Here is a 21,351-nt window from a genome sequence, read left to right as displayed (position 1 = left end):
ATCCCCATGCGGCCCCGAGCCCTTAGCAGGTTTCATGCCGGAAACTGCGGGCGGGGCAGCTGGCGTCACCGTTGCATGCCCCGCCATCATTCGTTCAGGCCGCGGCAGCGACCTGGTTCTGGATGAAGGCCGGCGGCGCCGGCATGCCAGGCGACACGGTCAGCACTTCGAAACCGGTCTCGGTGACCAGGACGGTGTGTTCCCACTGCGCCGACAGGCTGCGGTCCTTGGTCTTGATGGTCCAGCCGTCACCCATCTCGCGGATTTCGCGGCGGCCGGCGTTGATCATGGGTTCGACGGTGAAGATCATGCCGGCTTCCAGCTTTTCCAAAGTGCCGGGGCGGCCATAGTGCAGCACCTGCGGCTCTTCGTGGAAGACCTTGCCGATGCCGTGGCCGCAGAACTCGCGCACCACGCTATAGCCAGCCTTTTCGGCGTGCTGCTGGATGACGTGGCCGATGTCGCCCAGATGGGCGCCCGGCTTGATCTTGGAGATGCCCAGCCACATGCATTCGTAGGTGATCTCGGTGAGGCGGCGCGCCAGGATGGAAGGCTCGCCCAGGAAGAACATGCGGCTGGTGTCGCCGTGGTAGCCGTCCTTGATGATGGTGACGTCGATGTTGAGCACGTCGCCGTTCTTCATGACCTTGTCGCCGGGGATGCCGTGGCAGATCACGTCATTGAGCGAGGTGCAGATGGCCTTGGGGTAGGGGGTGTAGCCGGGAGGGCAGTAGTTCAGCGGGGCCGGGATGCTGCCTTGTACATTGGTCATGTATTCGTGGCAGAGGCGGTCGATCTCGCCGGTGGTGACGCCGGGCTTCACGAAGGGGGTGATGTAGTCCAGCACCTCGGCGGCCAGGCGGCCGGCCACGCGCATGCCTTCGATGTCTTCGGCGGTCTTGATGGTGATATTGCCCATGATGAATCGCAATTCGCTAGAAAATCGTCAAGTCGGGATTATAGACGACGAGGGTGATTTCTGTTTTGCCGGCCATGGCGGCGGGCGGGATGGCAGTCCGGGGTGATTTACGGCAAATCGACGTGCTACTTGAACAAAAGGGCGGGGTCGAGTAGAATGCCGGGCTGATCTGAAACCTCAGGTCGGTTGCTGGAATCGGTGTGCGGAATGAATCTTCATATCTTTTTGGCAATATGTGTTGTAAATCTTTTTGAAACGCGAATCCGTTCGCTAAAAGGGTGTCTGGCTGCATGAGCCGGATGACCGAGCGGATTCCAGACCTAACCCTGGAGAAATTCATGTCCGTTACCATGCGCGAAATGCTGGAAGCCGGTGTCCACTTCGGCCACCAAACCCGCTTCTGGAACCCCAAGATGGCCCCCTTCATCTTCGGTCACCGCAACAAGATTCACATCGTCAACCTGGAAAAGACCCTGGGCATGTACCAGGAGGCGCAGAAGTACGTGCGTCAACTGTCGTCCAACCGCGGCACCATCCTGTTCGTCGGTACCAAGCGCCAAGCGCGTGAAATCCTGGCCGCTGAAGCACAACGTGCTGGCGTGCCTTACGTCGATCAGCGCTGGCTGGGCGGCATGCTGACCAACTTCAAGACCATCAAGACCTCGATCAAGCGTCTGAAGGACATGGAAGCAGCAGTCGAAGACGGTTCCGTCGAGAAGCTGTCCAAGAAGGAAGCCCTGCTGTTCAGCCGTGAACAGGAAAAGCTGCAGAAGGCCATCGGCGGCATCAAGGACATGGGTGGCATTCCTGACGCCATCTTCGTCATCGACGTCGGCTACCACAAGGGCGCCATCACCGAAGCCGCCAAGCTGGGCATTCCGGTCATCGGCGTGGTCGATACCAACCACTCGCCCGAAGGCGTCACCTACGTGATCCCGGGTAACGACGACTCCGCCAAGGCAATCGCACTGTACGCCCGCGGCATGGCTGACGCCGTGCTGGAAGGCCGTGCCAACGCCGTCAACGACGTGGTCGAAGCAGTCAAGGGCGATGAATTCGTCGAGGTCGAGCAGGCTTGATTCTGCTCTTCCGGTAGTACGGTAGTACAAAAAGGGGTGACAGCGGGTAGTGACGCAGTGGCCCCTTTTTTTTGATTCAATTTTCGAGTTTCAGGCATGCCGCAGGACGCGGGATGCCTCCAAGTCAGGAGAATAGTATGGCGGCAATTACCGCAGCAATGGTGGGCGATCTGCGCGCGAAGACCGACGCGCCGATGATGGAATGCAAGAAGGCGCTGACCGAAGCCGGTGGCGACATGGCCAAGGCGGAAGAGATTCTGCGCGTCAAGCTGGGCAGCAAGGCTTCCAAGGCCTCTTCCCGCATCACCGCAGAAGGCGTGATCTCGACCTACATCGCCGGCAACGTCGGCGCGCTGGTCGAAGTGAACTGCGAAACCGACTTCGTGACCAAGAACGACGAGTTCATCGGTCTGGTCGAAGCCGCTGCCAAGCTGGTGGTCGAGCAGAACCCGGCTGACGTGGCTGCCCTGGGCGCCTGCAAGCTGGCCGACGGCAAGACCCTGGAAGAACTGCGCACCGAACTGATCGGCCGCATCGGCGAGAACATGTCGTTCCGTCGCTTCCAGCGTTTCGAAACCAGCGGCAAGCTGGCTTCCTACCTGCACGGCACCCGTATCGGCGTGATCGTCGAGTTCGACGGTGCCGACGAGCAAGTGGGCAAGGACGTGGCCATGCACATCGCCGCCATGAAGCCGGTCGCCCTGTCGGCCGAGCAAGTGCCGGCCGACCTGATCGAGAAGGAACGCTCGGTCGCCGCCCTGAAGGCTGCCGAATCCGGCAAGCCGGCCGAGATCGTCGCCAAGATGGTGGACGGTTCGGTGCAGAAGTACCTGAAGGAAGTTTCCCTCTTCAACCAGGCTTTCGTGAAGAACGACAAGCAAAGCGTCGAACAGATGCTCAAGGCCGCCAACACGACCGTCAAGTCGTTCGCCATGTACGTGGTGGGTGAGGGCATCGAGAAGAAGCAAGACGACTTCGCCGCCGAAGTGGCTGCGCAAGTGGCTGCAGCGAAACAAGCTCAGTAAGCGTTGCAAGAAAAACGGGCCGAGAGGCCCGTTTTTTTAAGCTGTTCCCCGGGAGCTTTCGGGGGCGGCTGCATCTACCCTCTGGGTCGGCTGCCGGCTGAGCCGTAAGGGTAGCGTAATACGGCGAGTCGTACTGCGCCAGCAGCAGCGGTAACGTTAGTGCAGCAACATGGAAACACAGCAGTAGAGTAGGGCGCAGCAGTAACCCCCTCATGCGTTCGGGCTACATCCAGATGACGAAATCGCGCCGTTTCGTCGGGTGACAGCGAGTGCCGACGCGTCAACAAGCAATTCAACATCGGAAAGAACACGGAGCCCTGCAATGACAACACCTGCTTATAAGCGCGTACTCCTCAAACTCTCCGGCGAAGCACTGATGGGCGACGACGCCTACGGTATCAATCGCGCGACCATCGAACGCATGGTCGCGGATGTAGCAGAAATCAGCAAACTGGGCGTGGAACTGGCCATCGTGATCGGTGGCGGCAACATCTTCCGCGGCGTGGCGCCGGGCGCCCAGGGCATGGATCGTGCGACCGCCGACTACATGGGCATGCTGGCCACCGTCATGAACTCGCTGGCCCTGGCCGACGCGATGCGTCAGGCTGGCCTGACAGCCCGCGTGATGTCGGCCATCGGCATCGAACAGGTGGTCGAGCCCTATGTACGCCCGAAGGCACTGCAATACCTGGAAGAGGGCAAGATCGTGGTCTTCGCTGCCGGTACCGGCAACCCCTTCTTCACCACCGATACCGCCGCCGCCCTGCGTGGCTCGGAAATCGGCGCCCAGATCGTGCTCAAGGCCACCAAGGTGGACGGTGTCTACACCGCTGACCCCAAGAAGGACCCGGCCGCGACCCGCTACCAGTCGATTTCCTTCGACGAAGCCATCGCCAAGCACCTGCAGGTGATGGACGCCACCGCCTTCGCGCTGTGCCGCGACCAGAAGCTGCCGATCAAGGTGTTTTCCATCGTCAAGCCGGGCGCGCTCAAGAGCGTGGTCATGGGTGACGACGAGGGTACCCTGGTCCACGTCTGAGCCGTATTGCGGAACAGAAACCGGCCGCAGGCCGGTCATTCCCGTTTACAATGCCCCTCTTTCAGGCATTTGCCATCAAGAAAAGCCAAGTTATTGCACCAAGTTAGGAGAGCAGCATGAGTGTCGCTGACGTCAAGAAAAATACTGAACAGAAGATGGGTAAGTCCATCGAGACCCTGAAGGCCAACCTGGCCAAGGTCCGTACCGGCCGCGCCCATACCGGCCTGCTGGACCAGGTGATGGTCGATTACTACGGTTCGCCTACCGGCCTGTCGCAGGTCGCCAACCTGACCCTGATCGACGCCCGCACCATCGGTGTGCAGCCGTACGAGAAGAAGATGGTCGCTGCTGTCGAGAAGGCCATCCGCGAAGCCGACCTGGGCCTGAACCCGGCCACCCACGGCGAACTGATCCGCGTGCCGATGCCGCCGCTTACCGAAGAGCGTCGCAAGGAAATGGTCAAGCTGGTCAAGAGCGAAGCCGAAGATGCCAAGATCGCGGTACGCAACATCCGTCGCGAAGGCAACGAAGGTCTGAAGAAGCTGGTCAAGGACAAGGTCGCCTCGGAAGATGACGAGCGTCGTGGCCAGGATGAAATCCAGAAGCTGACCGACAAGTTCGTCGCCGAAATCGACAAGCTGGTGGGCGACAAGGAAAAGGAAGTGATGACGGTGTAGGTCGTCCGGCGCTTCCCCTGCACGGCTGCGCACGCGGCCGTGCTGCACGACAAGTCAACGACAGCGAATGTGCGGCCGGGGAGCGGCGGCGCAGATCGGTGGGGGCAGGGTGGCGGCGACTGGTTTGTCAAAGCGCCCCGGGGCCGTTACCATGAGGCGCTGCGGCCTCCTCCAAGCACGGAAATGCACTAAATTATTTTCATGAAGCATCAAAGCTCAACTCTTGCGGTTCCGGAGTCTTCCGCGGTTCCGCGCCATGTTGCCATCATCATGGACGGCAACGGTCGTTGGGCGACCAAGCGTTTCCTGCCGCGCGTGGCGGGCCATGCCAAGGGGGTGGATGCGGTACGCTCCATCGTCGAGGCCTGCGCCGAACGCGGCATCGAATTCCTGACCCTGTTCGCCTTCAGTTCGGAGAACTGGCGCCGGCCGGCCGACGAGGTGTCGGTGCTGATGCGCCTGTTCATGACGGTGCTGGAGCGCGAAGTGGGCAAGATGGCCAACAACGGCATCTGCCTCAGGATCGTCGGCGACATGAGCCGTTTCGATCCCAAACTGCAGGAGATGGCGGCCAAGGCCGAGGCCCAGACTGCCGGCAACAGCCGCCTGACCCTCACCGTCTGCGCCAACTATGGTGGCCGCTGGGACGTCATGCAGGCGGTCTCGCGCATGGTCAAGGACAAGCCGGGTGTATCCGATTACACCGAGGAAGAACTGGCGCCCTACCTGGCCATGGCCTATGCCCCGGAGCCGGACCTGTTCATCCGCACCGGTGGCGAACAACGCATCTCCAACTTCCTGCTGTGGCAACTGGCCTATAGCGAGCTGTACTTCACCGAGACCTTCTGGCCCGACTTCGACGCCAAGGCGCTGGATGTGGCGATTGCCTCCTATCAACAACGCGAGCGCCGCTTCGGGCGCACCAGCGCCCAGGTGCTGGATCAGAAAAAGGCTTCCTGATGCTCAAGACGCGTGTCATCACGGCGTTGATCCTGCTGGCAATCCTGTTGCCGATCCTGTATTTCGATTACTTCCCGGCCTTCGCCATGGCGGCGCTGGTGTTCTTCGCCGCCGGTGCCTGGGAATGTTTCCGTCTCTTCAAGAGCCCGCGTCCCACCCTCTGGGCCACGCTGTGGACCCTGGCCTTCTGCGTGATCCTGTTCTTCAGCGGTCTGCCCAGCGTACGGCCGCTATACGTACTGTGCGTGCTGCTCTGGGCGCTGCGCTTTGTGCCTGCACTGGGTCTGGGTCTGCCCAAGGTGGAGGCCTTCGGCAACCGCTTGCTCAATGCCACCTACATGCTGTCCATCCTGGGCTGCTTCGTCGCCATCGTCGATCTGTTCCAGCGTTCCCCCCTGTACCTGCTGTCGGTGATGGCGGTAGTCTGGGTGGCCGACATCGGCGCCTATTTTTCCGGCAAGGGTTTCGGTCGCCACAAGCTGGCACCCAGCATTTCGCCCGGCAAGTCCTGGGAAGGCGCTATCGGCGGCTGGCTGGCGGTACTGGTGATTTCAGCGGCGGTGGTCATGTCCGTGACCGGGGGCGAAACCTTTCAGTACCATCTCTTCAATCGCTGGGGCTGGGCCGGCTTCGTCGGCATCCTGAGCCTGATGGTGGTGGCCAGTGTGGTGGGTGATCTGTTCGAGTCGCAGCTCAAGCGCCGCGCCGGCATGAAGGACAGCAGCAATCTGCTGCCCGGCCATGGCGGCGTGCTTGATCGTATCGACGCACTCATCCCGGTGCTGCCGCTGGCAGCTCTGGTCGACCTCTGGCTGGCGGCTGCCTGAGCCGCCGCTTTCCTTCTGGAAATTCCATGCAGTCCATCAGCATTCTCGGTTCCACCGGCTCCATCGGCGTGTCCACGCTGGATGTGGTCGCCCGTCATCCGGACCGTTACCGCGTCCATGCCCTGAGCGCACATGCGCGCGTGGCCGAACTGGCGGAGCAATGCCGACGTTTCCGTCCGCAGGTGGCGGTGGTCGGCTCGCCTGAAGCGGCGGCCGAGCTGCAGCAGCGCCTGGACGCAGCCGATCTGCACACGGAAGTGGCCTACGGACCGCAGGCCCTGTGCGATATCGCTGCCGCAGAGGGCTGCGACATGGTCATGGCTGCCATCGTCGGCGCCGCCGGCCTGGCCTCGACCCTGGCTGCCGCCCGCGCCGGCAAGAAGATCCTGCTGGCCAATAAGGAAGCCCTGGTCATTTCCGGCCAGCTGCTGATGGATGCGGTGGCTGCCCATGGCGCCAGCCTGCTGCCCATCGACAGCGAACACAACGCCATCTTCCAGTGCCTGCCGGCCGGCTACACCCGCTCGATGCCGGAGCACGGTGTCGAAAAGATCATGCTGACCGCTTCCGGCGGCCCTTTCCTGACGCGCGATGTCGCCACCCTCGACCAGGTCACGGTGGAGGAAGCGGTTGCCCATCCCAAATGGGTGATGGGACGCAAGATCTCGGTGGATTCCGCCACCATGATGAACAAGGGCCTGGAAGTAATCGAGGCGCATTGGCTCTTCGGTGCGCCGGCCGACAAGATCGAGGTGGTGATCCACCCGCAGAGTGTGATCCATTCCATGGTGTCCTATGCTGACGGCTCGGTGCTGGCGCAACTGGGAAACCCGGATATGCGCACCCCCATCGCCAATGCATTGGCCTATCCGGAGCGTATCGCCTCCGGCGTGGCGCCGCTGGATCTGGCGCAGATCGCGCAGCTGTCTTTCTCGGCGCCCGATTATCGGCGCTTTCCCTGCCTGAAACTGGCGTATGATGCCCTGCGAGCCGGCGGCACGCTGGCGGCCATCCTCAATGCCGCCAACGAGGTCGCCGTGCAGGCCTTCCTGGAGCGCCGCATCGGCTTCGGGAAGATCGCTCCCCTGATCCAAGAGGTCATGTCCGCCATCCCCAACTGCCAGGCCGACGACATCGAGGCCTTGCTGGAACAGGATCGGCGCGCACGCGCCCATGCCGAGGCCCTGATTTCACGATGACGCTGCTGCATACCCTGATCGCTTTCTTCGTTGCCCTGGGCACCCTGGTGGTGGTGCACGAGCTGGGCCATTACCTGGTCGCCCGCTGGTGCGGAGTCAAGGTGCTGCGCTTCTCGGTGGGCATGGGCCGGGTGATCTGGTCGCGCCGTTTCGGGCGTGATCAGACCGAGTGGGCGCTGTCGGTCCTGCCGCTGGGCGGCTACGTCAAGATGCTCGATGCCCGCGAGCAGCCGCTGGAAGACATCCCCGAAGCCGATCTCAAACGCGAATTTACCCGGCAGTCGGTATGGCGCCGCATCGCCATCGTGGCGGCGGGGCCGATTGCCAATTTCCTGCTGGCTATCCTGTTGTTTGCCGGTCTGTACATGCACGGCGTGCCCGAGCCGGTGCCGGTGCTGCGCGCCGCCTCGCCGCAAAGCGCCGCCTATCAGGCCGGCCTGCGCGCCGGTGACCGTATCACCGCCATCAATGGGGCCCCGGTGCAGGTCTGGTCGGAAGTGCGCTGGAAGCTGATGCAGCTGGTGCTGGAGAAGGCCGATGCACGGGTCGACGTCGAGCGGGCCAACCCCGCTGGCGGTGGCAAGCTGCTCGATACCGTGACGCTGCGCTTGGGCAGCATCGACAGCAACGAGCTGGAAGGTGATTTCCTGGGCAAGCTGGGCCTGGCACTGGCCCGGCCGCCGGCGGTGCTGGGCAAGATCATGGACGGACCGGCCAAGGCAGCCGGGTTGCAGAGCGGTGACCGCATCATCGCCATCGATGCGGTGCCGGTCCAGGATGGCCTGGCCTTCGTCGAAAAGATTCGCGAATCGGCCGGCAAGCCTCTGCTGCTGGAAGGTCAGCGTGGCGACAGGCGGTTCGACGTCCGCGTGACCCCCGATACGGTGGAAGAGGGCGACAGCGGCAAGCGCATCGGACGCATCAAGGTCGAAGTACCCCTGGCACCGGAGATGGCCACCGTCAGCGACGACCCGTTGACCGCCGTGGCCAAGGGCGCGCAGCGCACCTGGGATACCAGCGTGATGACCATCAAGATGATCGGCAAGATGATCGTCGGCCAGGTTTCGCTGAAGAACATCACCGGGCCCATCACCATCGCCGACTATGCGGGACAGACCGCGCGCGTCGGTCTGGTCAGCTATCTGAGCTTCCTGGCCTTCATCAGTATCAGCCTCGGCGTGATGAATCTCTTGCCAATCCCGGTTCTAGATGGCGGTCATTTGCTGTATTATGCGCTGGAGATTTTGACAGGACGGCCCGTTTCCGAACGGTTTGGGGAAATCGCGCAGCGGGCCGGCCTGGGTTTACTGATGGCGCTGATGCTCGTTGCTGCATTCAACGATATCGTGCGACTGATGTTCCAAGGATGAATCCGGCCTGATGCCAGCCCCGTCGATACCCGCGGCGGGGCGGCGCGAAAGACCGGATTTTTTACATTTGCCGGGCTGGCCCCGCTGGCAGTTGTTAAGCAATTGGCAATGGATCTGGGATCCGTTCTCAATTTCTTACCAGCATCTTGTCAGGCAGTGCTGCGGCGAAAAACTGTTGATGAACGATAGATGAAATTACACCCTGCGCAACATCCCATCCCGACCTTCTCCCGTCGCCTGATCGCCGCAGCCGCCTTTGCCCTGTGCTCCAGCCAGGCCATGGCGGTCACGCCCTTCGTGGTCAAGGATATCCGCGTCGAAGGCATCCAGCGTACCGAGGCCGGCACGGTCTTCAGCTATCTGCCGGTGCGCGTGGGCGACACGTTCAACGATGAAAAGGCTACCGCCGCCATCAAGGCGCTGTATGCCACCGGCTTCTTCCGCGATGTGCGCATCGAGGCCGAAGGCGACGTGCTGGTGGTGCAGGTGGTCGAGCGTCCTGCCATCGCCAGTGTCGATTTCTCCGGCATCAAGGAGTTCGACAAGGAACAGCTGACCAAGGCGCTCAAGGAAATCGGCGTGGCCGAGTCGCGTATCTTCGACCGCTCCCAGGTCGATCGTGCCGAGCAGGAATTGAAGCGGCAGTACCTTTCGCGCGGCCTGTACGGCGCCAAGGTGTCCACCACCGTCACCCCGGTCGAGCGTAATCGCGTGGCGATTACCTTCTCGGTGGACGAAGGTGAAGTTTCCCGTATCAAGCAGATCAATTTCGTCGGCAACAAGGTGTTCTCCGACAGCACCCTGCGCGACCAGATCAAGCTGACCACCCCGGGCTGGTTCACCTGGTACACCAAGGCCGACCAGTATTCCAAGGAAAAGCTGCAGGGCGACATCGAGACCCTGCGCTCGTACTACCTGGATCGCGGCTACCTGGAAATGCAGGTCGAATCGACCCAGGTGTCGATCACGCCCGACAAGAAAGACATCTACATCACCGTCAACATCAAGGAAGGCGAGAAGTACACCGTCTCCGGGGTCAAGCTTGAAGGCGAGATGTTCGGCATGGAGCCGGAACTGGCCAAGCTGGTGCAACTGAAGCCGGGTGACGTCTATTCTGGCGCCAAGCTCACCGACAGCACCAAGAAGATCGGCGAGCGCCTGGGCAACTTCGGCTATGCCTTCGCCAACGTCAACGCCAACCCCAATGTCGACCGCGAAAAGAAGGAAGTCGCCTTCACCATCATGGTCGACCCGGGCAAGCGTGTGTACGTGCGTCACGTCAACATCGCCGGCAACACCAAGACCCGCGACGAAGTGATCCGCCGCGAATTCCGCCAGTTCGAGGATTCCTGGTACGACGGCGAGAAGATCAAGCTCTCGCGCGACCGCGTGGACCGTCTGGGCTACTTCAAGGAAGTCACCGTGGATACGCCGGAAGTGCCGGGTACCAGCGACCAGGTGGACGTCAACATGAAGGTCGAGGAAAAGCCGACCGGCAACATCATGGTCGGCGCCGGCTTCTCGCAGTCCGACAAGCTCAGTCTGACCGGCTCGATCTCGCAGGAAAACGCCTTCGGCAGCGGTAATACCGTGGGCATCGACATCAACACCAGCTCGCGCTATCGCACGATCTCGCTGTCGACCACCAATCCGTATTTCACCGATGACGGCATCAGCCGCACCTACGAAATCTACCTGCGCACGATCCGTCCCTCGGTCTATACGACCGGTGACTATCGCGTCAAGACGCTGGGTGGCAGCATCAAGTTCGGTGTCCCGTTCTCGGAACTGGATCGCGTGTTCTTCGGTATCGGTCTGGAAAACACCAACGTCAGTACCGACAGCACCAGCCCCTCGCTGTATCGCCAGTACGTGCGTGACTTCGGCGGTGCCGGGGCCTCCGGTTGCGATGTGACCGATGTTTCCTCCAGCGCGACCTGCGGTATCGGCAGTGCCCGTACCACCAGCATTCCGCTGACGGTGGCCTGGCAGCGTGACGGCCGTGACTCGGCTCTGGTGCCGACTTCGGGCCGCTACCAGCGCGCCAACCTGGAAGTCTCGTACCTTGGTACCCTGAAGTACTACCGTGCCAGCTATCAGCACCAGTACTTCCAGCCCTTCTTCAGCAAGGCTGTGACCCTGGCCCTGAACGGTGAAGTGGATTACGGCCGCGGCCTGGGCAACAAGCCCTATCCGGTGTTCAAGAACTACTATGCCGGTGGTATCGGCACCGTCCGCGGCTATGAGGCTTCGTCGCTGGGTAACCTCAAGGACCAGTACGGCGACTCCATGGGTGGCGCCTCTCGTCTGTACGGCAACGTGGAGTTACAATTCCCGTTCCCGGGCTCCGGTCAGGATCGTACGCTGCGCTGGTTCACCTTCTTTGACGGCGGTAACGTCTTCGCCGATGGCGAAAACATCAAGATCAACGACCTGCGCTATTCGGCCGGTGTCGGTATTAGCTGGGTGTCGCCGATCGGCCCTCTGAAGCTCAGCTTCGGCAAGCCATTGAACCTGAAGACGGGTGACAAGTCTCAAACCTTCCAGTTCCAACTGGGTACCGGCTTCTAAAGCGGTCATCATTGATTCGTAATACGGAGAGTAATCTTGAAGTTCATGACCAAATCGTTCCTGTCCCTGCAGACCATTGTGATGGCGGCCTGCCTGTTGAGCTTCGCTCCTGCCCATGCGCAGGAAAGCTCGAAAATCGCCTTCGTGAGCACCGAACGCATCTTCCGCGAAGCGGCGCCGGCCAAGGCGGCCCAGGCCAAGCTGGAAGCCGAATTCGCCAAGCGTGACCGTGACCTGCAAGACATGGCCGCCCGCCTGAAGGCCCAGTCCGACAAGCTGGACAAGGACGCGGCCGTGCTGTCCGATTCCGACCGCGCCAAGCGCCAGCGTGACCTGTCCGACCTGGACAAGGAATTCCAGCGTAAGCAACGCGAGTTCCGCGAAGATCTGAACCAGCGCCGCAATGAAGAACTGGCCGTGGTCCTGGAGCGCACCAATAAGGTGATCCGCCAGATCGCCGATGCCGAGAAGTACGACATCGTGTTCCAGGAAGCCGTCTACGCTTCCAAGCGCATCGATATCACCGACAAGGTTCTGAAGGAACTGGCCAAGTAATTGGCGCAATGCCGTGCGGGCGCGGGGCGGCAACGCCCTGGCGCCCGCATGTCGCTTCAGGGGCCGCCATGCAGGCGGCTTTCGTTCTATCGTCATTCCAGGTAACGCCTATCATTCGGAAAGCCAAGATGAGTATTCGACTGGCGCAATTGGTCGAGCGCTTGGGCGGGCAGTTGAAGGGTGATGCGAACATCGCCGTCCAGGCCATCGCGCCGCTGGATGCCGCAGGTGTCAGCCACATCACCTTCCTCTCCAATCCCAAATTCCGCGCACAAGCCGACCAGACCCAGGCTGCGGCGCTGATCCTGTCCGAGGCCGACGACGCCCAGGTGCAGGGCTACGCCGGAGCCCGTATCGTCACCCGCAATCCCTACGCCTATTTCGCCCGTGCCGCGCAGATGTTCCAGGCCCTGGCCGAGGTGGTGCCGCCGGCCGGCGTCCATCCCAGTGCCGTCGTGGACCCGTCTGCCAGCGTGGCGGCCGATGCCGTCATCGGTCCGCTGGTCGTGATCGAAGCCGGCGCAACCGTCGGTGCGCGTGCCCGCATCGATGCCGGCAGCTTCATCGGTCACCATGCCAGGGTCGGCGAGGATACCCATTTCCACGCGCGCGCCACCTTGCATCATGACTGCGAGATCGGTGCCCGTGGCATCGTCCATTCCGGCGCCGTGATCGGTGCGGATGGCTTTGGCTTCGCCAATGAGGCGGGCCAGTGGATCAAGATTCCCCAGGTCGGCCGCGTGATGATCGGCGACGACGTCGAAATCGGCGCCAATACCACCATCGACCGCGGCGCGCTGGCCGATACCGTGATCGAAGAGGGTGTCAAGCTCGATAACCAGATCCAGATCGCCCACAACTGCCACATCGGCGCCCATACCGCCATTGCCGCCTGCGCCGGCATCGCCGGCAGCGCCAGGATCGGCAAGTACTGCTCGATCGGTGGGGCGGCCATGATCCATGGCCACATCACCATCGTTGACAAGGTCCATGTCTCGGCTGGCACTTTGGCCCTGCGATCCATCCTGGAGCCGGGCCAGTACACCGGTTTCTATCCCATCACGGAACACCGCGACTGGGAAAAATCGGCGGCGTTAGTGCGCAATCTGGGCACGATGCGTGAGAAAATCCGGGCGTTGGAAAAATCGCTCAAAACGTTGACACAAGAACAAGTGGGCCAAGCCCCGTTTTCAGAGAATCAAAAAGAGAATGAATAGCCTCGACATCAATCAAATCAAACAGTACCTGCCGCACCGCTACCCGCTGCTGCTGGTCGACCGCGTGCTGAACTGGGAGAGCGGCAAGACCATCACCGCGATCAAGAACGTGACCGTGAATGAAGAATTCTTCAATGGCCACTTCCCGCACAAGCCGGTGATGCCGGGCGTGCTGATGATCGAGGCCCTGGCCCAGACGGCTGCGTTGCTGTCCTTCCTGACCGAAGGCCGCAAGCCGGACGAAAACACCGTGGTCTATTTCGTGGGTATCGACAATGCCCGTTTCAAGCGTCCGGTGGAGCCGGGCGACCAGTTGAAGATGGAAGTCGAGATCACCCGTCGTGCGCGCGGAATCTGGAAGTACCGTGCCGTGGCTACCGTGGATGGCCAGGTGGCGGTCGAGGGCGATCTGATGTGCACCATGCGTAGCGCCGCCGACGCCAGCCAGAGCGCCTGATTCCCGGCCGGCCTGAGGGCAGGCTGCAAGGCAGGCCCGGCGGCGATCGGCAAGGTCGCGCCGGGCCTGAATCATTGTGCATATTGCTGTTTTGCAATGTGCGCATTCAGCGAAACCAAGCGAAGTACAGGTTATGTCCAAGATCCATCCAAGCGCAGTGATTGCTCCCGGAGCACAGATCGACGAGTCGGTCGAGATCGGTGCCTATGCCGTCATCGGTCCTGACGTGCGCATCGGCGCCGGTACCCGTATCGGTCCGCACGTCGTCATCGAAGGCCACACCAGCATCGGTCGGGACAACGAGATTTTCCAGTTCGCCTCCATCGGCGCGGCGCCGCAGGACAAGAAGTATGCCGGCGAGCCCACCACCGTCGAGATCGGTGACCGTAACACCATTCGCGAATTCGTCACCTTCAACCGTGGCACCGTCCAGGATGCCGGTGCCACCCGCATCGGCAACGACAACTGGATCATGGCCTACGTCCACCTGGCCCATGATTGCCAACTGGGCAACAACATCATCCTGGCCAACAATGCCACGCTGGCCGGGCACGTTCACCTGGGTGATTACGTCTTCCTGGGCGGTTTCACCACCGTGCACCAGTTCTGCCATATCGGCGCGCATGCCATGACGGCCTTTACCGCCGCCGTCAGCCAGGACGTCCCGCCCTTCGTGACGGCTGCCGGCAATCGCGCGGTTCCCGCCGGCATCAATAGCGAAGGCCTCAAGCGCCGTGGCTTCAGCAGCGAGCAGATCATGGAGATCAAGCGCGCCTACAAGTTGATCTATCGTGCCAACCTGCCGCTGGAGCAGGCCAAGCAGGAACTGGCGCAGATGGAAGCCAAGTCCGCCGATGCTGCCCAGTACATCCGCATGTTGCGCGAGTTCATCGAGGCTTCGGCCCGTGGCATCATCCGCTGACATCACGCGGCGCCAGTCGATTGCGCTGGTGGCCGGCGAGAGTTCAGGCGACCTGCTCGGCAGCCGCCTGCTGGCTGGCGTGCGTGAACGGCTGCCGGAGGCGCGTCTGCACGGCATCGGCGGCGAGCATATGGCCGCGCAAGGCTTCACCAGCCACTGGCCGATGGACAAGCTGACCGTGCGCGGTCTGTTCGAGGTGATTCCGCGCTATCGCGAGATCAGGGGCATCCAGGAAGCGCTGCGCGACAAGCTGCTGGCCGACCGGCCGGACGCCTTCGTCGGCGTCGATTACCCGGGATTCAACCTGGGCCTGGAAGAACAGCTCAGGAAGGCCGGTATCCCGACCATCCATTTCATCGGGCCGCAGATCTGGGCCTGGCGGGGTTGGCGCATCAAGAAGATCCAGCGTGCGGTATCGCACATGCTGGTCATATTCCCCTTCGAGGAAAGCATCTACCGCCAGGCGGGCGTGCCGGTGACCTATGTCGGCCATCCGCTGGCCGAGGTGATTCCGCTGCAACCGGATACGGCCGGCGCCCGCCAGCGCCTGGGTCTGACCGGTCCCGGCCGGGTGGTGGCCATCCTGCCGGGCAGCCGCATGAGCGAACTCAAGCAGAATGGTGAGGGCTTCCTGGCGGCGGCGCGCCTGCTCAGGCAGCGTGACCCACAATTGCAGTTCGTCACGCCCATGGCCGGTGATCACCAGATGGCATTCTTCCAGGAACAGATTCGCCAGAGTGGCTACGAAGATCTGGACATCCAGGTCATCCGCGGCCAGTCGCACTGCGCCATGGAAGCCTCGGATGCGGTACTGGTGGCCTCCGGGACCGCTTCGCTGGAAGTGGCGCTGTACAAGAAGCCGATGGTGATTTCCTACAAGGTCAACTGGGCCTCGTATCAGATCATGCGTCACATGGCCTACCAGCCCTGGGTCGGCCTGCCCAATATCCTGGCCCGGGACTTCCTGGTGCCGGAACTGCTGCAGCATCAGGCGACCCCGACCGCGCTGGCCGACGCGATGTGGCATCAGCTGGAAGACCACGCCCACCAGCAGCGCCTGCTGCGGCGCTTTGCCGACATGCACCATGCGCTGCTGCGCGATACCAGTCGCGAGAGTGCCAACGCCGTGTGCGAGGTCATCGGCGCCCGTCGCCGCTGACCTCGGCAGTGACGGTCCGTTATCAAGTTTGAAGAAGGAAATTCCCATGCCCAAGCTGGCGCCGCAGACAATGGCCTTGTTCGACGACCACACCGGAGAGATCATCTGCGGCGTTGACGAGGCGGGCCGCGGGCCGCTGGCTGGTCCGGTGTTCGCGGCCGCCGTGATCCTCGACCCGGCGCGCCCGGTCAAGGGCCTGCGCGACTCCAAGAAACTCAGCGAAGCCGCCCGCGATGGGTTGGCGCTGGAGATCAAGGAATGCGCGCTGGCCTGGTCCATCGCCTCCTGCACCGAGCAGGAAATCGACGAGCTCAACATCCTGCAGGCCAGCATGCTGGCCATGCGACGCGCGGTGGAAGCACTCTCCACCTTGCCCACGCTGGCGCTGATCGACGGCAATCGCTGCCCGGTGATGAGCATCCGCTCCGAAGCCATCATCAAGGGCGACGACAAGGTGCCCTCGATCTCGGCCGCCTCCATCCTGGCCAAGACCGCGCGCGATGCGGCACTGATGGTCTTGCACGATGCCTATCCGCATTACGGCTTTGACCGCCACAAGGGTTATCCAACCCCCTTGCATCTGGAGATGCTGCGCTTGCATGGCGTGTCGCCGGTGCACCGCCGCTCCTACGCTCCGGTCAAGGCCCTGCTGTCAGGCCAGGTAGTATCAAGCCCGGCCGTCATGGTGGCGTAGGGAGGGCGCATGAAACTGATTACTTCGAAAGACAATCCGCTCTTCAAGGATCTGAAGCAGCTGGCCTCCAGCAGCCAGGCGCGCCGCCGCGCCGGCCAGAGCCTGCTGGACGGCGTGCACCTGGCCCAGGCCTGGCTGCAGTATCGCGGTGCGCCACAGCTCTGCGTGGTGGCAGAGGGCGCCCAGTACCATCCCGAGGTCGCCCCCATCCTGGCCCGTAGTGAAGCGCTGGGTGCCCAGTGTCTGGTGCTGGCCGACAAGCTGTATGACGCCATCAGCACCGTCGAAAACGGTGTCGGGCTGCTCTTGCTGGTGATGACCCCACAGGCGGTCGCGCCCCAATCGCTGCGGGATTCGGCAGTATTGCTGGATGGTCTGCAAGACCCGGGCAATCTCGGTTCCATCCTGCGCAGCGCAGCCGCTGCGGGAGTGAAGCAGGTGTTCTGTTCGCCCGGCACGGTGGCCGCCTGGTCGCCCAAGGTCTTGCGCGCCGGCATGGGCGCGCATTTCGTGCTGGATATCTTCGAGAACGTGGATCTGGTGGCGCTGTGTGCCGCCAGCCGCATCCCGTTGCTGGCCACCAGCTCGCACGCCGCGCAGACCATCTACGATTGCGACCTCTCCGGTCCTGTGGCCTGGCTGCTGGGGCATGAAGGGCAGGGCGTCTCGCCGGCCTTACAGGAGGCCGCAACGCAAGAAGTGGTGATCCCGCATCTGGGGCAGATGGAGTCGCTCAACGTGGCCGCTGCGGCGGCCGTTTGCCTGTTCGAACAACTGCGCCAGCGCACGCTGGGGCACTGAGAGAGCATCATGGTGACGAGGGCGGTCACGACGGCGTTTCCTCCCCCTGACCTGGCTGCCCTGGCTGCCTACTTCCTTGGGCAATGGCAGTTCGATCGCACCATCTGGGAAGGCAGCGAGATGCCGCAGGCTACGGCTGTCGGCATCTTCGATTTCATTTCGGGCGAAGTGCCGGGCCAGTTGCTCTACCGCGAACGTGGCCAGCTGCGCATGCTGGCAGGGGCACTGGGGCGCCCCATCCTGTTTTCCCGTCTCTTCGATTACCGTTTTGGCGCCGACCGGGTCGCGGTGCTGTTCGCCGACGGTGAGCGCGTCGGCCAGCCTTATCAGTCTTATTTGCTGTGTGGCAAGATGTTGGTTCCGGCCGCCGACCACCTCTGCGGCCCGGATTGCTACAACGCCGCCTACACCCTCGATACTGAAGATTCCTTCACCATGGAAACCTTCATCAACGGTCCTAAAAAGCGCACCCGCGTGCTGACCGTGGCCCGTCGCTGCGGGCCTGAGGTCGAGCCCGAGGTCAGCGCGTCTCCAGCTTGATTTCCTGCAGGATGGTGGCAGCGATTTCCTCGATGGACTTGGTGGTGGAGGACATCCAGCGGATGCCTTCACGCCGCATCATCTTCTCGGCTTCATTGATTTCATAACGGCAATTTTCCAGCGCGGCATACTTGCTGCCCGGACGACGTTCATTGCGCACTTCAGAGAGGCGTTCGGGAGCGATGGTCAGGCCAAAGATCTTCTTCTTGTGCATCACCAGGCCGCTGGGCAGCTTTTCGCGCTCGAAGTCTTCCGGGATCAGGGGGTAGTTGGCGCACTTGATGCCGAACTGCATGGCCAGATACAGGCTGGTCGGGGTCTTGCCGGAGCGCGAGACGCCCACCAGGATCACGTCCGCTTCCGAGAGGTTCTTGTTGGACTGGCCGTCATCATGGGCCAGGGAGAAATTGATGGCCTCGATGCGATTGCGGTATTCCTCGGAATCGGTGGTGTTGTGGCTGCGGCCGATGGTGTGGGTGGACTTCATTTCCAGTTCCTGCTCCAGCGGCTCCACAAAGGTCTGGAACAGGTCCATGTGCATCGCCTTGGCACGCCGGATCACCGAGGACAGCTCCGACTTGACCAGGGTCGAGAAGACGATGGGCAGCTTGCCATCCACGGCATAGGCTTCGTTGATCTTGCGGGTGGCGTCGTGGGCCTTTTCCAGGGTGTCGATGAAGGGCAGGCGGATCTGCTTGAAACGCAACTCGAACTGGCTCAGCACGGAATGCCCGAAGGTTTCGGCGGTGATCCCGGTGCCGTCGGAGACGAAGAAAACGGTACGGTTGGCGGCCAGAACGGGCGAAGGATGCGGGATCGGCATGGGGTCGAGCATGATGGGAGGATCTTGTCTTTTGGAAAAATTGAAAAAAAGTTTGGTGCAATGAACAAAATGGATTTCACGCGGTACAATGCCTAGCAACTTTTCGAGAAGCCCATCCTGATGACCGTCATTCGTCTGCGCAATATGAACGAGTTCCTGACGATGTTTGCACTGGCAAACGTCCTCGGTGCCGGCGCACGTCTGCTGATGTCTCTGGGCCATTCCTCGATGCCGCACCTGCTGCCGCAACCGTCGCAGAATAACAAAAATAAACCGACCCATGCCGCGCCCGCGAAGATTTCTTATCATCAAGCTAGGGGTAGTCATGTCCAACGCAGTAAACACCCAGGGGGCGGTATACGTAGCCTCCTTTGAAACTCTTCGCATGACGGACGTCGAGTCCGTCGGTGGCAAAAACGCATCGCTGGGAGAAATGATTTCCCAGCTGGCCGGTGCCGGTGTACGCGTGCCGGGCGGTTTCGCCACGACTGCGCAAGCTTTCCGCGATTTCCTGGAACACAGTGCCGATGGTGGCCCGACGCTGGCCGCCCGTATCGCCAAGCGCCTCGAAGGTCTGGATATCGATGATGTGCGTTCGCTGGCGCAAGCCGGCGCCGAGATCCGTCAATGGATCATCGACACGCCATTCCAGCCGCGCCTGGACCAGGAGATCCGTGCCTTCTACGACAAGCTGGTGGCTGATTCGACCGCCGAGATGTCCTTCGCCGTGCGTTCTTCCGCCACCGCAGAAGACCTGCCTGACGCCTCCTTTGCCGGTCAGCAGGAGACCTTCCTGAACGTGGTCGGTATCGACAACGTTCTGGAAGCGATGAAGCACGTCTTCGCCTCGCTCTACAACGACCGCGCCATCTCGTACCGCGTCCACAAGGGCTTCACCCACGCGGAAGTGGCATTGTCGGCCGGCGTGCAACGCATGGTGCGCTCCGACGTGGGCGCGGCTGGCGTGATGTTCACCATCGACACCGAATCGGGCTTCAAGGATGTGGTCTTCATCACCTCCAGCTATGGCCTGGGCGAAACCGTGGTGCAGGGCGCCGTCAACCCGGACGAGTATTACGTCCACAAGCCCATGCTTGAACTGGGCAAGCAGCCCGTGATCCGTCGCAACCTGGGTTCCAAGCTGATCAAGATGGAGTTCACCGGCGAAGCCAAGGCTGGCCGCTCGGTCAAGACCGTGGACGTGCCGGTGGAACTGCGCAACCGCTATTCCCTGACCGACGCCGAAGTGGTGGAACTGGCCAAGTACGCCACCATCATCGAAAAGCACTACCAGCGTCCGATGGACATCGAGTGGGGCAAGGACGGCCGTGACGGCAAGCTCTACATCCTGCAGGCTCGCCCGGAAACCGTGAAGTCGCAGCAAAAGGCCACCGACGCCCAGCAGCGCTTCAAGCTCAAGAGCTCCGGTACCGTGCTGGCCACTGGCCGTGCCATCGGCCAGAAGATCGGCGCCGGTCCGGTGCGCGTGATCACCGACCCGGCCGAAATGGAACGCGTGCAGCCCGGCGACGTGCTGGTGGCCGACATGACCGACCCCAACTGGGAACCGGTGATGAAGCGTGCCTCGGCCATCGTCACCAACCGTGGCGGTCGTACCTGCCACGCTGCCATCATCGCCCGTGAACTGGGCGTGCCGGCGGTGGTCGGTTGCGGTGACGCTACCGACGTGTTGAAGGATGGCACCCTGGTGACCGTGTCCTGCGCTGAAGGCGACGAAGGCAAGATCTACGACGGCCTGCTGGAAACCGAAGTGACCGAAGTGGCCCGTGGCGAACTGCCGCCGATCCCGCTGAAGGTGATGATGAACGTGGGCAACCCGCAGCTGGCCTTCGACTTCCAGTCTATCCCCAACGGCGGTGTCGGCCTGGCGCGTCTGGAATTCATCATCAACAACAACATCGGCGTACACCCCAAGGCTATCCTGGAATACCCGAACATCGACGCCGACCTGAAGAAGGCCGTGGAGTCGGTGGCCCGTGGTCATGCCTCGCCCAAGGCTTTCTACGTGGACAAGCTGGCCGAAGGCATCGCCACCATCGCTGCGGCCTTCTGGCCCAAGCCGGTGATCGTGCGCCTGTCGGACTTCAAGTCCAACGAGTACAAGAAGCTGATCGGCGGCTCGCGCTACGAGCCGGACGAAGAAAACCCGATGCTGGGCTTCCGTGGTGCAGCCCGTTATCTGGCGCATGACTTCGCCGAAGCCTTCCAGATGGAATGCCAGGCCATGAAGCGCGTACGCGAAGACATGGGCCTGACCAACGTCGAGGTGATGGTGCCGTTCGTGCGTACGCTGGGCCAGGCTGAAAAGGTCATCGGCCTGCTGGGCAAGTATGGTCTGAAGCGCGGCGAGAACGGCCTGCGCGTCATCATGATGTGCGAAGTGCCGTCCAACGCCATCCTGGCCGAGCAGTTCCTGGAACACTTCGACGGCTTCTCCATCGGTTCCAACGACCTGACCCAGCTGACCCTGGGCCTGGACCGCGATTCCGGCATGGA

21 protein-coding genes are annotated in these 21,351 nt (G+C 62.1%); 19 read left to right on the top strand and 2 right to left on the bottom strand.

What is annotated here, in order from left to right; translation table 11 throughout:
- Window positions 1–94: 94 nt before the first annotated feature.
- Complete coding sequence (map, locus tag VE092_RS16245; protein ID WP_006462543.1) at window positions 95–919, bottom strand: type I methionyl aminopeptidase; 825 nt, start codon at window positions 917–919, stop codon at window positions 95–97.
- A 338-nt stretch (window positions 920–1,257) separates the two neighbouring features.
- Here map and rpsB point away from each other — a divergent pair, with 338 nt between their 5' ends.
- The 17 genes from rpsB to VE092_RS16160 all read left to right on the top strand — a co-directional run bounded on the left by rpsB (window position 1,258) and on the right by VE092_RS16160 (window position 18,011).
- Entirely contained in the window at window positions 1,258–1,998 is a 741-nt protein-coding gene (rpsB, locus tag VE092_RS16240; protein ID WP_006462542.1) for a 30S ribosomal protein S2, read from the top strand.
- A 137-nt stretch (window positions 1,999–2,135) separates the two neighbouring features.
- Window positions 2,136–3,023, top strand: a complete 888-nt coding sequence (tsf, locus tag VE092_RS16235; RefSeq protein WP_006462541.1) for a translation elongation factor Ts — start codon at window positions 2,136–2,138, stop codon at window positions 3,021–3,023.
- Window positions 3,024–3,345: 322 nt separating this feature from the next.
- The gene (pyrH, locus tag VE092_RS16230; protein ID WP_006462540.1) at window positions 3,346–4,062 is read left to right on the top strand and encodes a UMP kinase; all 717 of its coding nucleotides are present in this window, start codon (window positions 3,346–3,348) and stop codon (window positions 4,060–4,062) included.
- Window positions 4,063–4,178: 116 nt separating this feature from the next.
- Complete coding sequence (gene frr / locus VE092_RS16225; protein ID WP_006462539.1) at window positions 4,179–4,739, top strand: ribosome recycling factor; 561 nt, start codon at window positions 4,179–4,181, stop codon at window positions 4,737–4,739.
- A 201-nt stretch (window positions 4,740–4,940) separates the two neighbouring features.
- Window positions 4,941–5,699 carry a polyprenyl diphosphate synthase gene (uppS, locus tag VE092_RS16220; RefSeq protein ID WP_324878486.1) on the top strand — a complete coding sequence of 253 codons (759 nt, stop codon included), beginning with the start codon at window positions 4,941–4,943 and terminating at the stop codon, window positions 5,697–5,699.
- Window positions 5,699–6,526 carry a phosphatidate cytidylyltransferase gene (locus tag VE092_RS16215; protein WP_324878484.1) on the top strand — a complete coding sequence of 276 codons (828 nt, stop codon included), beginning with the start codon at window positions 5,699–5,701 and terminating at the stop codon, window positions 6,524–6,526. Before uppS ends, VE092_RS16215 begins: the two co-directional genes overlap by 1 nt.
- Before the next feature lie 26 nt (window positions 6,527–6,552).
- The gene (ispC, locus tag VE092_RS16210) at window positions 6,553–7,725 is read left to right on the top strand and encodes a 1-deoxy-D-xylulose-5-phosphate reductoisomerase (protein ID WP_324878481.1); all 1,173 of its coding nucleotides are present in this window, start codon (window positions 6,553–6,555) and stop codon (window positions 7,723–7,725) included.
- A complete protein-coding gene (gene rseP, locus VE092_RS16205; protein WP_324878479.1) occupies window positions 7,722–9,095 on the top strand; it encodes an RIP metalloprotease RseP in 1,374 nt (457 codons plus the stop codon). Before ispC ends, rseP begins: the two co-directional genes overlap by 4 nt.
- A 189-nt stretch (window positions 9,096–9,284) precedes the next feature.
- Window positions 9,285–11,666 (top strand): outer membrane protein assembly factor BamA, encoded by a 2,382-nt coding sequence (gene bamA / locus VE092_RS16200; RefSeq protein ID WP_324878476.1) that lies wholly within the window; start codon window positions 9,285–9,287, stop codon window positions 11,664–11,666.
- Between the two features lie 45 nt (window positions 11,667–11,711).
- Complete coding sequence (locus tag VE092_RS16195; protein ID WP_324878474.1) at window positions 11,712–12,221, top strand: OmpH family outer membrane protein; 510 nt, start codon at window positions 11,712–11,714, stop codon at window positions 12,219–12,221.
- Between the two features lie 128 nt (window positions 12,222–12,349).
- Window positions 12,350–13,438: a UDP-3-O-(3-hydroxymyristoyl)glucosamine N-acyltransferase gene (gene lpxD, locus VE092_RS16190; RefSeq protein ID WP_324878472.1), complete on the top strand. Its 1,089-nt coding sequence runs from the start codon at window positions 12,350–12,352 to the stop codon at window positions 13,436–13,438.
- On the top strand, window positions 13,431–13,895 hold the full coding sequence (gene fabZ, locus VE092_RS16185) for a 3-hydroxyacyl-ACP dehydratase FabZ (protein WP_006462531.1): 465 nt from the start codon (window positions 13,431–13,433) through the stop codon (window positions 13,893–13,895). The genes lpxD and fabZ overlap by 8 nt, the downstream gene beginning before the upstream one ends.
- A 133-nt stretch (window positions 13,896–14,028) precedes the next feature.
- Entirely contained in the window at window positions 14,029–14,817 is a 789-nt protein-coding gene (lpxA, locus tag VE092_RS16180; protein ID WP_006462530.1) for an acyl-ACP--UDP-N-acetylglucosamine O-acyltransferase, read from the top strand.
- Window positions 14,801–15,976: a lipid-A-disaccharide synthase gene (gene lpxB, locus VE092_RS16175; protein ID WP_324878468.1), complete on the top strand. Its 1,176-nt coding sequence runs from the start codon at window positions 14,801–14,803 to the stop codon at window positions 15,974–15,976. Before lpxA ends, lpxB begins: the two co-directional genes overlap by 17 nt.
- 46 nt (window positions 15,977–16,022) lie before the next feature.
- The gene (rnhB, locus tag VE092_RS16170; protein WP_324878466.1) at window positions 16,023–16,670 is read left to right on the top strand and encodes a ribonuclease HII; all 648 of its coding nucleotides are present in this window, start codon (window positions 16,023–16,025) and stop codon (window positions 16,668–16,670) included.
- Window positions 16,671–16,679: 9 nt separating this feature from the next.
- Window positions 16,680–17,471: an RNA methyltransferase gene (locus tag VE092_RS16165; protein ID WP_324878464.1), complete on the top strand. Its 792-nt coding sequence runs from the start codon at window positions 16,680–16,682 to the stop codon at window positions 17,469–17,471.
- A gap of 9 nt (window positions 17,472–17,480) precedes the next feature.
- Window positions 17,481–18,011, top strand: a complete 531-nt coding sequence (locus tag VE092_RS16160; RefSeq protein WP_324878462.1) for a DUF6314 family protein — start codon at window positions 17,481–17,483, stop codon at window positions 18,009–18,011.
- Here VE092_RS16160 and ppsR read toward each other — a convergent pair.
- Window positions 17,992–18,846: a posphoenolpyruvate synthetase regulatory kinase/phosphorylase PpsR gene (ppsR, locus tag VE092_RS16155; protein WP_324878460.1), complete on the bottom strand. Its 855-nt coding sequence runs from the start codon at window positions 18,844–18,846 to the stop codon at window positions 17,992–17,994. The genes VE092_RS16160 and ppsR overlap by 20 nt on opposite strands.
- 108 nt (window positions 18,847–18,954) lie before the next feature.
- Here ppsR and VE092_RS16150 point away from each other — a divergent pair, with 108 nt between their 5' ends.
- A complete protein-coding gene (locus VE092_RS16150) occupies window positions 18,955–19,209 on the top strand; it encodes a hypothetical protein (protein ID WP_324878458.1) in 255 nt (84 codons plus the stop codon).
- 10 nt (window positions 19,210–19,219) lie between these two features.
- On the top strand, window positions 19,220–21,351 hold a 2,132-nt coding region (gene ppsA, locus VE092_RS16145), incomplete at its 3' end, for a phosphoenolpyruvate synthase (protein ID WP_324878455.1).

It is taken from the genome of Herbaspirillum sp. (genome assembly GCF_035644555.1).
Taxonomy (GTDB): Bacteria; Pseudomonadota; Gammaproteobacteria; order Burkholderiales; family Burkholderiaceae_D; genus Herbaspirillum.
This window is presented reverse-complemented; position numbering and strand designations above follow the sequence as displayed.

Excerpts from the sequence above, each read along its gene's own strand:
- map (WP_006462543.1), bottom strand. The coding sequence starts at position 919 with ATGGGCAATATCACCATCAAGACCGCCGAAGACATCGAAGGCATGCGC.
- rpsB (WP_006462542.1), top strand. The coding sequence starts at position 1,258 with ATGTCCGTTACCATGCGCGAAATGCTGGAAGCCGGTGTCCACTTCGGC.
- tsf (WP_006462541.1), top strand. The coding sequence starts at position 2,136 with ATGGCGGCAATTACCGCAGCAATGGTGGGCGATCTGCGCGCGAAGACC.
- pyrH (WP_006462540.1), top strand. The coding sequence starts at position 3,346 with ATGACAACACCTGCTTATAAGCGCGTACTCCTCAAACTCTCCGGCGAA.
- frr (WP_006462539.1), top strand. The coding sequence starts at position 4,179 with ATGAGTGTCGCTGACGTCAAGAAAAATACTGAACAGAAGATGGGTAAG.
- uppS (WP_324878486.1), top strand. The coding sequence starts at position 4,941 with ATGAAGCATCAAAGCTCAACTCTTGCGGTTCCGGAGTCTTCCGCGGTT.
- VE092_RS16215 (WP_324878484.1), top strand. The coding sequence starts at position 5,699 with ATGCTCAAGACGCGTGTCATCACGGCGTTGATCCTGCTGGCAATCCTG.
- ispC (WP_324878481.1), top strand. The coding sequence starts at position 6,553 with ATGCAGTCCATCAGCATTCTCGGTTCCACCGGCTCCATCGGCGTGTCC.
- rseP (WP_324878479.1), top strand. The coding sequence starts at position 7,722 with ATGACGCTGCTGCATACCCTGATCGCTTTCTTCGTTGCCCTGGGCACC.
- bamA (WP_324878476.1), top strand. The coding sequence starts at position 9,285 with ATGAAATTACACCCTGCGCAACATCCCATCCCGACCTTCTCCCGTCGC.
- VE092_RS16195 (WP_324878474.1), top strand. The coding sequence starts at position 11,712 with ATGACCAAATCGTTCCTGTCCCTGCAGACCATTGTGATGGCGGCCTGC.
- lpxD (WP_324878472.1), top strand. The coding sequence starts at position 12,350 with ATGAGTATTCGACTGGCGCAATTGGTCGAGCGCTTGGGCGGGCAGTTG.
- fabZ (WP_006462531.1), top strand. The coding sequence starts at position 13,431 with ATGAATAGCCTCGACATCAATCAAATCAAACAGTACCTGCCGCACCGC.
- lpxA (WP_006462530.1), top strand. The coding sequence starts at position 14,029 with ATGTCCAAGATCCATCCAAGCGCAGTGATTGCTCCCGGAGCACAGATC.
- rnhB (WP_324878466.1), top strand. The coding sequence starts at position 16,023 with ATGCCCAAGCTGGCGCCGCAGACAATGGCCTTGTTCGACGACCACACC.
- VE092_RS16165 (WP_324878464.1), top strand. The coding sequence starts at position 16,680 with ATGAAACTGATTACTTCGAAAGACAATCCGCTCTTCAAGGATCTGAAG.
- VE092_RS16160 (WP_324878462.1), top strand. The coding sequence starts at position 17,481 with ATGGTGACGAGGGCGGTCACGACGGCGTTTCCTCCCCCTGACCTGGCT.
- ppsR (WP_324878460.1), bottom strand. The coding sequence starts at position 18,846 with ATGCTCGACCCCATGCCGATCCCGCATCCTTCGCCCGTTCTGGCCGCC.
- VE092_RS16150 (WP_324878458.1), top strand. The coding sequence starts at position 18,955 with ATGACCGTCATTCGTCTGCGCAATATGAACGAGTTCCTGACGATGTTT.